This is a genomic window from Desulfobotulus mexicanus, from assembly GCF_006175995.1.
Lineage (GTDB): Bacteria > Desulfobacterota > Desulfobacteria > Desulfobacterales > ASO4-4 > Desulfobotulus > Desulfobotulus mexicanus.
Map to the genome: position 1 here is coordinate 13,170 of NZ_VDMB01000025.1, position 14,449 is coordinate 27,618.

A 14,449-nucleotide genomic window follows, 5' to 3' on the forward strand; every position below is an offset into this window, starting at 1 on the left:
GGTTAACATGAAATTTCTGTCCGGGCAACTGAATCCCTTGAAAAAATCTTATTCATCGTAGCGTTTATCAGTTTAAGGGATTGGGCTGGATTTTTTGCCTGTATTCAGTGGATGATCTGTTATTCTGTATGGGAATCAGTGATATTTTTTATGGAATATATTTTTACTTTATGATCTGACAGGAAATAGGATTTTTGATTGTTTTTTTGGTTTATTGGCTCTTATTTCTTTTGAGATGATATGGTCTTTGTAGATGTTTTTTTGTGGTAAATAATTCTTTACTTGAATTTTTTACAGGAAAACGTATTTTTATTTCATGTCTTCTTTTGATTGCTTATATAAATTATAACCCGCATGGTATGAAGGAGTGTCCAATGGCCAAAAAGAAAGCCGCACGTCCTGTTTTAAGCGATCTTATTGAGCAGGTTCTGGATCAGCATGATATCCCGAAACGAAAGGATCTTGCAGATTTGATGGACAGGATGATTCAGTTGGAAAATCTTCTGAAGCAGATTCATCTTACGGTTGGCATGGATACAGTCACTCCACGTAAAACCAGCAGTCGCAAGGGAAAACGTTCCGGTCTCAACGCAGGCAATGTTGTTCTCTCTGTTATGCGGGAGCATGGTGGTCTGATAGAATTTAAAGAGATCCGTGAAAAAACGGGGTATGATGATAAAAAACTCCGTAATATTGTTTTTCGTTTGTATAAGACAGGGAAAATACACAGAGAGAAGCGGGGAAGCTACCGGGTTATTGCCGACAGTATGGGAGATGATTCTCTGAAGAGGTTATAAGTTTTTTTTGATTCATATATGAAGGTATGCCTGATATTGATGGTTCTGAGGGTTTTTAGTCAGTCAGTATCCTAATAGTCTTATTTTATTGTTTTAGACACAATCAGTATTTTCATGTCTGAAGCTTTTTTATGTGATCTGTTAAGTTTTAAACAGATGAAAGGATTTTCTTTTTTCATGAATATGATGAAAGATAGTGAAAAGAGCAGTTTATCCGAGGGCCAGCGCATTGGCGGTTATATTGTAAGGAAAACAGCCTCTCTTCCGGAGATCAGGGGAGAATATTATGCTCTGGAACATGAATCAACGGGTGCACGGCATGTGCATGTAGCCTGTGATGACAGTGAAAATACCTTTGCCGTAGGATTTAAAACAGTACCGGCAGATGAGACGGGTGTTGCCCATATTCTGGAGCATACAGCCCTCTGCGGTTCTGCCCGGTATCCGGTGCGGGATCCTTTTTTCTCCATGATTAAGCGCAGTCTCAACACTTTCATGAATGCCTTTACGGCTTCGGACTGGACCATGTATCCCTTTGCCACCCAGAACAGGAAAGATTTTTATAATCTTTTGGGGGTATATCTGGATGCGGCTTTTTTTCCGAAGCTGGATGTCTTGAGTTTCCGGCAGGAAGGACACCGTCTGGAGTTTGACGAAGATGGTGTACTGCAGCGCATGGGGGTTGTGTATAATGAAATGAAGGGAGCCATGAGCTCACCATCCCAGATCATGGGCCGTGGCCTGCTTAAAGCTCTGTATCCGGATGTGACCTATGGTCATAACTCCGGTGGTGATCCTGCCTTTATTCCTGAGCTGACCCATGAAGACCTGCTGGCCTTCCACAGCCGTCATTATCATCCCAGCAACGCCTGGTTTTTCACCTATGGTAATATGCCCCTGGAAGATCATCTTCAGGTTATTGAAAAAGAAGTCCTTTCCCATTTTAAACGTCTGGATCCCAAAACCGATGTGGCTTCCCAGCCCAGATGGAAAAATTCCCGCAAGATCCGGGAAACCTATCCTGCAATTGCAGGACCGAATCTTGAAAAGGAGTGCCAGATAGCCCTTGCATGGCTGACGCCGGATATTCTGGATACCCGTTCTGTATTGGGATTTGTTCTTCTGGAGCAGATTCTTTTGGGAAATGCCGGAGCACCTTTGCGTAAAGCTCTCATGGATTCCGGACTGGGAACGGCCGTCTGTGACGGTGCGGGTTTCGATGGTGACAACAGGGATACGGCCTTTTGCTGTGGGCTGAAGGGAATGGCTGAAAAGGATGCTGAGGCTCTCGAAACTCTGATAATGGATACACTAAGGGAGCTTGCAGAAAAGGGTATTGAGAGGGAGCTTGCGGATGCGGCCATTCATCAGCTGGAATTTCAGAAAAAAGAGATTTCCAATAGTCCCTATCCCTATGGCCTTAAGATGATCATGGGTGTTGCAGGCACATGGTTTCATGGTGGCGATCCTTTGAAGGTTATTCAGTTTGAAGGGGACCTTGAAGCTATCCGCAGTGAGCTGGACAGTGGGTATTTTGAAAATCTGATTCGTCACTACCTTCTGGAAAATCCCCACAGGGTGCTTTATATTCTGGCCCCGGATACGGAAAAACAGCGTCTCATGGATGAGAAGGAGCGCAGGGAGCTGGATGACATTGCTGCATCCCTTCAGGAAGAAGAAAAAAAGAGGATTCTTGAGGAAGCTCAAATACTGAAGAATCTTCAGGAGGCTGAGGAAGATCTTGCTGTCCTGCCAACCCTTGACCGTGAAGATATTGACAGAGAAATCCGTATCGTACATCCCTTTGAACAGAAGGGTAGTCTTGTTTGTTACGATGCGGCAACATCTGGTATTGTTTATGTTAATCTGGCATTTGGTCTTGCGGGACTGGAAGCCGAAAAAGAGGCCCTTGTTCCTTTGTTTTCCCATGTTCTTACCCGTATGGGTACAAAGAAGATGGATTATGTGGCTGTGGCCCGCAGGGTGGACGCCTGCACAGGAGGAATCGGAGCCATGGGCCATGCCCGTACCCGTATGGATGATGGCAGGCTTTCCCCCTTTATCACCCTTTCGGCCAAGGCACTGGAGAGAAACCTCTCTCCCATGCTGGAGCTTCTGGAAGATTTTACCGTATCCTATGATTTTTCTGATACGGAACGCTTGAAAAAGCTTTTGTTTGAATACAGGGCAGCCATGGAATCTGCCGTGGTGCAGAGCGGCCATCGTCTGGCCATTTCCCTTGCGTCAAGAAACTTAAGCCCCGGCTGTGCCCTCTCCGAAGAGTGGGGCGGGGTGCATCAGCTAAAACGCATTAAAGAGATCACGGATCAGATCAAGGCAGGTAAGGATGAAATACTGAGCCGTCTGCAAAATGATTTCAGAGATATGGCGGAAAAGATTTTTGCAAAAAACAATCTTCGTGCAGCCCTTGTATCGGAAAAGGATATCAGGGATACGGCCCGTAAAGGACTGGAAAATCTTCAGGAGAATCTGGGGGCTCAGGTAAATCTCAGTTTCATCTCTTCCCAGCCTCCGGAAATGTCCCGAGAAGGTGTCCGGGAAGCCTGGACAACGGCGACGGCGGTGAATTTTGTGGCATCTGCTCTGGATACACCCGGAATGGATCATCCCGATGCGCCGGTACTGGCCGTGATTGCCAAGCTGCTGCGTTCGGCTTATCTTCACAGGGAGATCCGGGAAAAAGGTGGAGCTTACGGTGGTTTTGCCCTTTTTAATGCCGAAGAAGGTGTTTTTGCCATGGCTTCCTATAGAGATCCCCATATCAGAAGAACCCTGGATGTGTTTGCGGCTGCGGCTGATTTTCTGGCTTCGGGCCATTTTGATGAAAGGGATATTAACGAGGCTATTTTACAGGTATGTTCTGAGATTGACAGGCCTGATACGCCCTCTGCCGCAGCCAGAAAGGCTTTTATGCGGAATCTGGCAGGTCTTTCCGATGAGGCGAGAATACGTTTTAAAGAACGCCTGCTGCAGGTGGATAGAAATGCCGTATGCGACGTGGCTTCCCGCATCTTTGTAAAAGACAGGATACTGCAGGGAGTGGCAGTGATTACTGGTGAAGATATACTGGCAAAGGAAGCGGTTAATCCGCCACTGGTATCCCATAGGATCTGATGTAAACATGATGGCTGTTTTATCATTTTGAAGTTTTTGATAATAAAGTTTAGATGTTTTACAGATAAGGAAAGCGGTGCATGTCAGATGTCAGGCCTGCTTCGCTCTGCGGTGGTTTTTCAGAAGGTTTCAGATTGCTGAAAAACCGCCGTTTGTTTTTCTGCTCGCCCCTTTTGGGTGGAAGGAGGATAGGAATGGTACAGGATCGAAGGATTTATATTACGGAAAAAGATCTGGAGCGTCTGGAACGTCTGGTGGAAGCTACTGATAAGCGGGGGAAACTGGGGGAGCATCTGGAGCGTTTGATGGATGAGCTGGATCGTTGTGAAATTGTGGAGCCCCAGAATGTTCCGGCGGATGCCATTACAATGAACTCAAAGGTTCTTTTAAAGGATCTGGCAACGGAAAAGGAAGCGGAATGGACGCTGGTTTTTCCTGGTAAGGCGGATATTGCCCAAAACCGGATTTCCATTCTGGCACCCGCAGGCATTGCTATGATCGGTCTTCGTGTGGGAGATGTGGTTACCTGGCCAACGCAGGACGGAGAAAAGCGCCTTAAGGTGGAAGCTCTTTTGTATCAGCCGGAAGCAGCAGGGGATTATCATTTGTAAGATTTAATGGTTGCGTCCCCGAATGGTGTCGGGACCGGGGACGCAACCTATGCAGGGATTCAAAATGTTTTTTCTGCGTGTCAATTCGCTTCATTTCATGTCTGACTCAGATCTGTCCGAAAGCTTTTCTTATGTCAGTGCGTCCAGTGCTTCCAGTGCCGCATCAAAGTTGGGATCCTGACCGATTTCCGGTACAAGTTCCGTATAGGCTACCTTTCCGTCTTTATCAATGATCACCACTGCGCGGGCCAGAAGTCCCCGCAGAGGACCGTCCGCAAGGGTAACGCCATAGGTTTCACCAAATTCAGGGTTTCGGAAGGTGGATGCGGAATGAACATCTTTTAAGCCCTCGCTGCCGCAGAAACGGCTGTGGGCAAAGGGAAGATCCGCAGAGATGCAGAGTACAGCTGATTCGGGCCTTTTGCCTGCTTCGGCATTGAAACGACGGACCGATGCAGCGCATACACCCGTATCAATACTTGGGAATATATTAAGTACCAGTTTTTTTTCTGAAAAACTTTCAAGATTTGTTTCTCCCAGATCTGCAGAGGTGAGTGTAAATGCCGGTGCTTTGCTTCCTGTTTCAGGCAGACTGCCTGATGTCTTAACGGGGGTACCTTGAAGGGTGACAGTGACCATGTGGCAAGCTCCTTTTGTCTTGGGTTGAAGGATACATGTGTCTTATTTTGAAACATGGGTACGGGCTGGGCTTTCGTCAAGTCAGGACAGCTTTTTTATACGACCTGCAAGGCTCTATGGTTGTATGTAAAGAAGAGTTCAATCGTTTCGGCTTAGGCATGGGCAAATTATCTGGGGTCTTATGCAGTTGCCTGAGAAGTGTGAGCTTTAGTAAACGAAGTCAGAGAATGCCAAGATCCATGGCTTTTAAAATCTGCCGTGCTTCTTTGAAGTCTTTTTTTATTGTCACAGCCCTTTCAAAGAGAATCCTTGCTTTTTCCATATCCTTCATATCCATACAGATTCGACCCATATTGTAATAAATATTGGGTTCATTGGGGTGAATCTTCAGAGCCTTGGTGTAATGGGCCATGGATTTTTTGTGGTCTCCCCGTTTTCTGTAGATGATGCCAAGGGAGTTAAAAACATTGAGGGATTCATATCCGAGTTCCAGCATTTCCTTTAAAATATCTTCAGCATGGCCATCCTGTTCCCTTTCCATGTAGATCTGGGCAGCATGATGCATGTAGGTATCCGCAAGATCCTCCCGGCCCATGGCAATATAGGCCCTTGCCATGGCTTCGTATGCCTTTGCAAAAAGCCGGTCCATCTGGGTGGCTTTTTTAAAGGCATCTATGGCTTCGGGATATTTTTTCTGGATACTTCGAATGTAGCCTATGTTGTAGTGATATTCCGGTCCTTCTTTTTGGTCCAGAACTGATTTGAGTTCCTTGATTCCTTCTTCGTTTTTACCCGCATCAATAAGGGCAGTTCCTTTTTCCACCTGTGTTTCTGTTTTCTGTATGATGGGATCTTTTTTTACCCTCATATTCTTAAAGAGCTTTTCCTGCAGGATTTTTGTGGAAAAGGGGACTACAATGAGACCACTGACTCCGGCATAACCGGCCTTCATGACCTTAAGACTTGTGAACTGATCATCCGTAAGGAAAAAAGGCGTGTAGATAAAACTCGACTTTTTCCGTATCAGGTTTAAAAAGCGCAGTCCCTCAATATTTTCTGTTTCATAGGCACAGATGAAAAAGGAAATTTTTTTTCTTCTGCTTTCCTCCATGGCTTCTTCAGAATTCTTAAGGGACAGGATGTTTATAAACCCCAGAGAATTTATGGAACGGGTTAATTCCGCAAGTATGACGGGATCCTCATGGAGTATCAGAACAGGGGCACTGGCATCGGAAGCGGGCTGGGCTGGGATGGGTGTGTCATATGATGTCAAGGCGCACGTTCCTTTGAAGGGGAGTGTTGACTTTTTGTTTTTTTATACTGGGGGAATCTTCAATGATGGTTCTGATACGCCCGACGGTCTGTGGCATGGCCTTAAGGGATATCTGAAAAATAAAATAGTGGCTGTCTTCTCCATGGTATTCCAGAACCTTCATTGCTGTATGATAACATTTGTCTTCTTCGGTATCAAGCGGGTCAAAGGGAAGGGCTTCAAAGAAAATTTCTCCCCATGAATTTCGTACCAGAAGCCCTGCCTTATACTTTTCAGATGATCCGTATAAGGCAACGATGATTCTTTCCCAGACAGGTTTCTTAAGAAAAACCTCGTCGGAGATGGGCATCCAGGGTTGCAGAGCCAAAAAAATTGTGGTGCATTTTTCTTCCTTTTCCAGAGAGCCAAAAACTTTAAAATTATCCGGCATATCAAGGCTATTTTTCCCAGGCTTGTAAATACCATTGGCCATGGCCCAGCCCAGCACCCTGAGCAGGCAGATATCAGAGAACAGGATCTTTGGCCCGGAACATAAATGCCAGGGAAATTCTTGATTTTCCGGCATTTTTATGGAGAGACTTGTGTGGGGAAGACTTCTTAAAAAAAGAGATGATCGGGGCATACGGTTTTTCTGGTCCTGCTGCATGACGCAGCGGGCTTTGTTGGCAAGGATGATGAGGTCTCCATTGTCATGGGATTTTCCCCCTTCATTTTCAAGAGAGTGCAGATACATCTGGACAATGGTTTGGGTCATGGTCTGGTCCAGAAGTTTTTTTTCCTCCTCATGCCAGAGATTGTAGTTCAGCAATTTGTGGAGGCGAGGGGCTGTCAGCTGCCATTTTTTTACATAATGGTTCAGTATCTTTCTTTTGGGTGAACCTTCTTCCGGCAAGGTAACCGCAGGAAAGCCGGACAAACGGAAAAAGATGGCTATTTTAGCTTCTGCCAGACTTGCGCTGTCTCCTTGTTCTTCATGGAAGGCCAGAACCCTGTTAAAGGCCTTTACATAGGGGTCTTTTGTGTAATCATCCATGTGAGGATGCTTGAAATTCTGTCTGATTTCATTGCAGAGCAGAGGCGCTGCTGTTTTTTTGTCTCTGCTCTGATAGCTGGCTGTGATACTGGCTTTAATAAGGGCTTTGGAAGGATCTTCCGGAGCTTTACATATCTGCCAGAGAAGTCCCTGTTGAACGACATAATGGGGAAGTGGTTCGGGAGGACATCCCATATCAAGGTATTCTTCAAGCTGCTCCGTATATTTTAGGAAATTCTCTTTTTCTTCCTCTGTCAGGTCAGGAGGTAGAATGGCCCAAAGCGGAATTTTGCCGGTAATCATGAGGAAGGTTCTGTAAAATTCTTCCTTGATAAGAAAAGGAGGGGGCTTGGCCATTACCTCGTCTGTCATATCCAGGATGTTATTTTTTAGTGTTTCTGCCGTGTGTATGAAAAAGCTGATTTCCTGGGAAAAGAATTTTTTACCGTAGGTGGTGATACGCTGCAGTTTTTCCTGGAAGGCAGCCAGCTGATGCTTGTCCATTTGGCAGGGATCAATAATTACCCAGAAGTCAAAGTCGGATTTGGCCGACTGGGTGAAGGTGCCGAGACTGCCTATGTGATAGAGTGCCTGTACCAGAGGCTTTTTTAAAGGAAGGTGGAGATGTTCTTTTATTTCTGGTCTTTTTTTTTGCAGTTCCTTTGCCATGCCTGAGTTTTCGTAGTGCCATAATCCTGGATTGCCTTTGAAAGATGTTGTATAGGCTGGAAATTCCGGGTCATTTATGTGTATAAGAAAAGGGATTTCTATAAAAAGATCGAGTTTGATCGGGGACATATAGCGTAACATTTCCCTTAACCTGGATATGTTGTAAAAAATAAAATTGTTTTTATTCTGCTCCACCACACGCTTTATATTCTGCATGGCAGATCTCCTGTCTTTTTGCTTTATTATGATAAAGACCATGGTTTAATGATTTTGCAGGAAGATTTTTGGTTTGTCCATATCCTGTTGGTATGTCTGTCCGGTCAGCAATATCTTTTTTGTAAGATTTAAAAAAATGAACGGCATCATGTGCAAGGAGAAAAGCAATGGGGAAGGAAGGTAAAACAGGTTCCGGTATTGAGCTTGATAAACTGGATTTGCCGGATATCCCTGAGCTGAATGCCCTGGATGCTTCTGGGGAGGGGGCGGAGAACAGGATAGCACTGGATGCCCTTGACCTTCCTGATCTTCCAGAACTGAATGATTTTGATGAATCTGAGGAGCAGGCTGATGGCAGGATTGCGCTGGATGCCCTTGACCTTCCTGACCTTCCAGAACTGAATGATTTTGATGAATCTGAGGAGCAGGCTGATGGCAGGATTGCGCTGGATGCCCTTGATCTCCCGGACCTTCCCGAATTAAGTACCCTTGATGAATATGGAGATGGAACTGGTAGTGGAAGTGAGTCAAGCATCTTTGTTTCAGGTAATTCTTCAGAAAGATATGATCCGTATTCCCTGAAGAAGAGACCTGAAGAAGGAAGTACTCAGGATCTTTCAGATGAAGGGACCCTGGATGGAATATTGGAAAGTCTTGATAAACAGATGCGATCGGGCAGCTTTCTTCATACTTTCATGGCCCAGATTACTGAAATCAATGAGATTGTAAAAAAAGAATACGCATCCAGCCATGATATTGCCCAGGTGATTCTAAAAGATGTTTCCGTTGCGTCCAAGGTGCTTTCGCTGGTGAACTCCGCTTACTACGGACGATTCGGAAAGGATGGTATTTCAAGTATTTCTGAAGCCATGGTGGTTCTTGGCACGGACATTGTTCAGGAAATAGCATCCTCATTGCTTTTGTTTGAATTTATGCAGGATATTGCAAAAAGTGATCTGCTGAAGGAAAGATCATTGACCAGTCTCATGCGAGGGATCATGGGAAGACAGATGGCGGAAAAGGCCGGGTATGGAGAAAAATTTGCCTTTCACCTTGTCTGTATGCTCTATGATATCGGTGAGCAGGTGCTGATTTTCTGCAAACCGGATGTTTTCAGGAGAATTGAAATTTTTGCCATGCGGCATCAGATGGAGAAGGATCTGGTGACTAAGAAAATGCTGGGGGTTTCCTGCAGTGAGATTGGCAGGGGGATTGCCCTGGGCTGGGGATTTCCAAGGGCCATTGTGGAAGGACTTTATTCTTTTAAGGATTCTGAGGATAAAAGGAAACTGACCACACGGGACCTGAAACGTATTGTGGCATCCTTTACCTATGAGATGTGCAATATTGATTCTTTCACGAATCTCAGGGAAAGAAGATTGAAAATTGAGGAGATTGTAAATCGTTACAGGGGCTTCATTGCCATGGATGCTGCATATGCTGAATCTTTGCTGGATAATGCCATGGAACAGGTGGAAAGGCATGCCCGTGTACTGAAAATTCGTTTGAAAAATACCCGGTTTGATCCGGAACGGGGAAGCCTTTCTGCATTGCTGGGTAAAAGTGTTCCGGTCGATATGGCGGAAGACGAGATGCCGCCGGTGGAAATACAGGCATCATGGATATCTGACAGGATTCTTGCTATTGAAAAACTCCTGGCAGAGGAGTTTCGTTTGGGGGATGTGCTTTTACAGATTATTACAACAATTTATAAAGGTTTTTTCTTCTCAAGGATTGCCATCTGTATTCTGGACAAGGCAAATGGTCTTATGACTCCCCGTTTTGTCCTTGGAGATGATATGGCGGAATTCAGCCGTATGTTTACATTCCCCCTCCGTAAGGATGGGCTTGATATTTTTAATAAAGCACTGAGAACCGGGTTTGATATGGTGGTGGAAGATACGGATCAGAGGGATATGAACAGCAGAGTTCCGGACTGGTATCTGCAGGCCGGTTTTGCCACGTCTTTTGCCCTTTATCCTCTGATTCTGCAAAAAAAAGTTGTGGGGCTGATTTATGTGGACTGGAACAGAGAGTCGGCACAGCTTTATTCAGCAGAGGTTAAGGAGTGGATGCACAGGATCAAGAATCTTACCCTTAAGGCCATTGATAAAAGCAGAAGAAAATAATCTGATGTTTATTATTGTTTATCCATGGAGTGATCGTAGCCCTGGTTCCTCATCCATCCTGCTGACCGCATCCATGAGAAGTTTCATAAAATGGCCCATGGGTTTTTTATCTCTGTCCTGCTTTGGCAGATCCGGGATATAGCTGAAACGTCCCTTTTTTTCCTTTATTATCTGATAAAAAGCTTCCTTTCCGCTATGTTCTCCATAGCGGGCGGCAACCATTTCACCTTTGATCATGGAAATGGCTGCTTTGCCACCTGTAAAGGCAAAAACAAGCATTCCAGTTTTTTCTCCTGTTTTCAGCATCTGCAGAATTTCAGGGATCTGTGTGCTTTCAAGGGTGCCACTCAGCTGGGAAGCGAGGGTGTCTGTTCGGGCAAGATCGGCTTTTTGCAGACGTCTGGCAAGTCTTTGGCTTAAAAGCTGGGCAAAGTGCATTTGCAGGGCTGGGTAGGTTCCAAGTATGCGTATGAATTCTTTTCCTTCAAGGAAGAGGATTTCGGTTTTTTCCATGGTTTTTATGGTGGCATTGACCGGCTCACCACTGATCAGACTCATTTCACCGAAAACATCTCCCCCTGACATGGTATCAAGAACTTTCTCATTTGCATCCAGTACGGCTACTCTGCCTGAAACAAGAATATACAGATTTTTTCCGGCTTCTCCTTTATGCATCAGTATTTCATTTTTCTGACAATTTCTGGATTTTAGCCGGGTAAGGATGCTGTGAAGTTCCTGACTGTTCAGGCTCTGGAACATGGGGTATCCGGCCAGGATATCCGAAAGCTTTTGTTCCCGATGCCCGGCTGCTTCCGGCTCGGGGAGACTATGCAGAGGTGGTGTTTCACGGTTTGCCAGTTGCGTTTTGGTGAAAAATTCCCGGATTTCTTTAAGTTCTGAAGCTATGGCGCTCATACTGGCCGAAACTTCCCTCAGCAGATGGTTGGTTTCATGGAGCAGGGCAGAGGTGTCTTGTGTGCCGGGTCGTGGAGGTAGATCTTCTTCCTTTGCTGAATGAGGGGCAGGTTTTGTTTTTTCTGCTAACACCTGCGGGATTTCTGGGACGATCCGGGATGCCGGAGTCTTTTCCGCTGGTTCAGTTTTCGCTTTTTCCGGTGGACGGTCTGGCAGCTGCTGGGACAGATCCTTTGGTTTTTCTGAATATTTTTTTAAAGGCCCCATCAGAATATTTAGAAATTTTTCAAAGAAATCCTTTGGATACGATACTTTTTCACCGATGTCCTTCTGCTGGATGAGATTCTGGGCTGCATTACGGATGCATCGGGATGCAATACTCTGGGGATAGCGCAGAATAAAGGCTTCCTGCTCAGCAAGGGCATTGGGTACGGCATTGTCCCGTGGAATAATACCAATGGGATGGATTTCCATATCCAGATGGTTTTTTACGGCGTTTACCAGTTTCATAAGAACATTTCTGGCCTTGTCCATACCCGGGGCATTGTTGACGATGACACGGACCGGAGCCTGGAAGCCGTTGAGCTTCAGAACTTTGATCAGTGCATAGGCATCGGTGAGGGAGGCAGGGTCAGGTGTGATGATGAGCAGCAGTTCCGATGATGCCAGGCAGAAGGCCAGCACATCCCTTGCAATACCTGCGGCTGTGTCTATGATAAAATAATCATAGCTGTCCAGGGTTGAGAATTCTTGAACAAGATACAGGATCTGATCGCTTCTCAGGTTGGCCATAGCCTCAATGCCGGAACTCCCCGCAATAATATCCAGCCCTTCCTGTGTTTTAATCAGGATATTCCGGAGAGGAATTTTTTCTAAAATAACATCTTTGAGGTTTTTTTCAGGATGAATATTTAAAAGGATATTCACGTTGGCAAGACCGAGGTCTGCATCCAGAAGACAGGTTTTATGGCCTGACAGGGCAAGATGAAGGGCAAGGTTGGTGCTGATATGGGTTTTGCCTACTCCTCCCTTACCACTGCTGACGGTGATTATTCTTGTCATGGTGTTAGGATGCTCCTCGGACAGAATAAATAAAGGGGCTCCCTAAATGATTTCAGGGAGCCCCTTTATTTTTTATTGCATGCCAGTTCCGGCGGGGGGAAAGAAAAGAGTCTGTTTTGCGCCCTTTAAGCCATAGGCAATGGTATAAATGATTTGATCCGTATTTTCGTAAAGAACCTGATTATTGACAGGGACACCTCCATGGGCTTGAATTTTGCCGGTATCCTTGAAACCCAGCACAGAAACTTCCACATCAAAGATTTTAGCGTCTCTGGTACGGATATAAGGTGTTTCCACGGGTTGGGTGCTGATGGGGGTGGTGCGTACAGCCGGGTTGATGAAGTCTTTCATGAGGTTGGAAGCAAACTGAAGATAGGCAGGGGGCATTTCCGATGGCGGGTTGTCTCCGGCCTGGGTAACCATGCGAAGAATACGGGCCTGGCTGGTTATGGCTTTAATTGCCTCCTGATCCGGTCCCACTGGGAGATTGACGGGGTAGCCTGCAATCTGAACAAGAGTGACATTGCGTTCTCCCTTCTGGGATGCCGTGAAGTTTTCCACCTCAAGGGTTACAAGATCCTGTTGAACGTCTATGACCTTTGTGGTGCTGAGGATGCGATCACCATCGTGGTTTTTATAGCGGGCCAGCGTGGTTACCCACTGACCTTTGGCCAGGGGAATTCTGACATGGCCCGGTGTGTTGATGTTCTGGGGGTTTTTAAAGGCAATCTTAGCGGCCATGTTTTCAATGGCCTGCTGGGCATGGGGATCGGCCGTAGGTGTACTCCGGAGTCCGCCGCAGGAGGTGAGCAAAAGCAGTAGAATAAAGGCAGCTGGTGCCAAAAAATGAGGTAACATCCGGTGCTCCTTTCTGATGGTTTTTTTGTTCTTTATCTACTCAAAAATGCTGATTCAGGAAAAAAGCTGATGGATCTGCCTTTTTGCTTTTTCATCCAGATGGTTTCCCTTTACAGCCAGATTCAGCGTGGCTCTTCCCAGTGCCTTGTACAGGTCGCTGCGTAAGGGACGTTTTTCGTTTATGGCTTCAAGGTGTCTTCTGAGGGTTGCCGCATCTCCCCTTACAACGGGACCAGTGAGGGCAGCTTCCGCAGGCATTTTTTCCAGATTGGCAAGGGTGCCGGAAATAAGGGGGGTAAGAAAGGTCATGGCATCACTGCCTTTAATACCCGAGGCTTCCAGAAGATCAAAGGAAAAATCCATAAGGGTGACAAGGTAGTTGGAGGCCACCACCGCTGCCGTATGATAGAGTACCTTGGCATCGGCTGCAATGGTGATTCCCTTTGCTCCCAGATGTTTCGCCATGGCAAGCCCGGTTTCTACAGCTTCAGGCATTCCTTCCGCAGTCATGAGGATATTTTTGAAAGGGAGTAGCATATCCAGGTTGGATGAAAAGCTCTGCAGGGGATGCAGGGAGGCAGTAAAGGCACTTTTTTTTGCAGCAGAGGTAAGAATTTCTGAGGTTTGGGAACCGCTTAAATGAAAAACCCGCTGGCCGGGGCGGAAGATATTCTTTGCGGCAAAGGTATCGCAGGCGGGTGCAATGGTATCATCTGGAAGTGCCAGAACCAGAATATCTGCTTTTCTGCCCATATCCTCAGGGCAAAGAAGGGGGATTCCAGTAAGCTTTGCAATCTGTTCCGCCTTTTTTATTTCGGCATCCCAGATGCCGCAGACTGACCAGCCTGTCTTTGCAAGGTGAAAGGCAAGGTGGCTTCCAGCTCTGCCGCAGCCGAGGATTCCTGTATTATTTGTCATTTACAACCTACCGTATTCAGGGCGGATGATAAGGGGCACAGATCATGATGACATAATTTTTTTTAAAGTGGAATTCTTTTACTGAAAAAGAAACAGTAATGGTTTCCTGAACCTCCCCATGGCTAAAGCCAGGGGTTTTACGGCGACTTTTGGTAAATGCTTAAAATCTGGCAGCAGGGCATACAGTATAAGCA

10 protein-coding genes are annotated in these 14,449 nt (G+C 46.0%); 4 read left to right on the top strand and 6 right to left on the bottom strand.

Features of this window, described 5'->3' with window-relative positions:
- Positions 1–374: 374 nt before the first annotated feature.
- The 3 genes from FIM25_RS14335 to rnk all read left to right on the top strand — a co-directional run bounded on the left by FIM25_RS14335 (position 375) and on the right by rnk (position 4,543).
- The gene (locus FIM25_RS14335) at positions 375–797 is read left to right on the top strand and encodes a hypothetical protein (protein WP_139450547.1); all 423 of its coding nucleotides are present in this window, start codon (positions 375–377) and stop codon (positions 795–797) included.
- A 177-nt stretch (positions 798–974) separates the two neighbouring features.
- A complete protein-coding gene (locus tag FIM25_RS14340; protein WP_179953407.1) occupies positions 975–3,932 on the top strand; it encodes an insulinase family protein in 2,958 nt (985 codons plus the stop codon).
- Between the two features lie 194 nt (positions 3,933–4,126).
- Entirely contained in the window at positions 4,127–4,543 is a 417-nt protein-coding gene (gene rnk, locus FIM25_RS14345; RefSeq protein ID WP_139450549.1) for a nucleoside diphosphate kinase regulator, read from the top strand.
- 129 nt (positions 4,544–4,672) lie between these two features.
- Here the strand turns inward: rnk and tpx are convergent, their stop codons facing one another.
- From tpx to FIM25_RS14360, 3 genes are all read right to left on the bottom strand, one after another.
- The gene (gene tpx / locus FIM25_RS14350) at positions 4,673–5,182 is read right to left on the bottom strand and encodes a thiol peroxidase (protein ID WP_139450550.1); all 510 of its coding nucleotides are present in this window, start codon (positions 5,180–5,182) and stop codon (positions 4,673–4,675) included.
- Positions 5,183–5,402: 220 nt separating this feature from the next.
- Entirely contained in the window at positions 5,403–6,455 is a 1,053-nt protein-coding gene (locus FIM25_RS14355; RefSeq protein ID WP_139450551.1) for a tetratricopeptide repeat protein, read from the bottom strand.
- The gene (locus FIM25_RS14360) at positions 6,442–8,373 is read right to left on the bottom strand and encodes a class I adenylate cyclase (RefSeq protein ID WP_179953408.1); all 1,932 of its coding nucleotides are present in this window, start codon (positions 8,371–8,373) and stop codon (positions 6,442–6,444) included. Before FIM25_RS14360 ends, FIM25_RS14355 begins: the two co-directional genes overlap by 14 nt.
- Positions 8,374–8,540: 167 nt before the next feature.
- On the opposite strand from FIM25_RS14360, the gene FIM25_RS14365 reads away from it, so the two are divergent.
- Complete coding sequence (locus tag FIM25_RS14365) at positions 8,541–10,502, top strand: HDOD domain-containing protein (RefSeq protein WP_139450553.1); 1,962 nt, start codon at positions 8,541–8,543, stop codon at positions 10,500–10,502.
- Positions 10,503–10,520: 18 nt separating this feature from the next.
- Here the strand turns inward: FIM25_RS14365 and FIM25_RS14370 are convergent, their stop codons facing one another.
- The 3 genes from FIM25_RS14370 to FIM25_RS14380 all read right to left on the bottom strand — a co-directional run bounded on the left by FIM25_RS14370 (position 10,521) and on the right by FIM25_RS14380 (position 14,255).
- Positions 10,521–12,479 (bottom strand): cyclic nucleotide-binding domain-containing protein, encoded by a 1,959-nt coding sequence (locus FIM25_RS14370; RefSeq protein ID WP_139450554.1) that lies wholly within the window; start codon positions 12,477–12,479, stop codon positions 10,521–10,523.
- A gap of 72 nt (positions 12,480–12,551) precedes the next feature.
- Complete coding sequence (locus FIM25_RS14375; protein WP_139450555.1) at positions 12,552–13,337, bottom strand: hypothetical protein; 786 nt, start codon at positions 13,335–13,337, stop codon at positions 12,552–12,554.
- A gap of 54 nt (positions 13,338–13,391) precedes the next feature.
- On the bottom strand, positions 13,392–14,255 hold the full coding sequence (locus tag FIM25_RS14380) for a Rossmann-like and DUF2520 domain-containing protein (RefSeq protein ID WP_139450556.1): 864 nt from the start codon (positions 14,253–14,255) through the stop codon (positions 13,392–13,394).
- Positions 14,256–14,449 lie beyond the last annotated feature (194 nt).

Coding starts and splice junctions, on each gene's coding strand:
- FIM25_RS14335 (WP_139450547.1), top strand. CDS start 375: ATGGCCAAAAAGAAAGCCGCACGTCCTGTTTTAAGCGATCTTATTGAG.
- FIM25_RS14340 (WP_179953407.1), top strand. CDS start 975: ATGAATATGATGAAAGATAGTGAAAAGAGCAGTTTATCCGAGGGCCAG.
- rnk (WP_139450549.1), top strand. CDS start 4,127: ATGGTACAGGATCGAAGGATTTATATTACGGAAAAAGATCTGGAGCGT.
- tpx (WP_139450550.1), bottom strand. CDS start 5,182: ATGGTCACTGTCACCCTTCAAGGTACCCCCGTTAAGACATCAGGCAGT.
- FIM25_RS14360 (WP_179953408.1), bottom strand. CDS start 8,373: ATGCAGAATATAAAGCGTGTGGTGGAGCAGAATAAAAACAATTTTATT.
- FIM25_RS14365 (WP_139450553.1), top strand. CDS start 8,541: ATGGGGAAGGAAGGTAAAACAGGTTCCGGTATTGAGCTTGATAAACTG.
- FIM25_RS14370 (WP_139450554.1), bottom strand. CDS start 12,479: ATGACAAGAATAATCACCGTCAGCAGTGGTAAGGGAGGAGTAGGCAAA.
- FIM25_RS14375 (WP_139450555.1), bottom strand. CDS start 13,337: ATGTTACCTCATTTTTTGGCACCAGCTGCCTTTATTCTACTGCTTTTG.
- FIM25_RS14380 (WP_139450556.1), bottom strand. CDS start 14,255: ATGACAAATAATACAGGAATCCTCGGCTGCGGCAGAGCTGGAAGCCAC.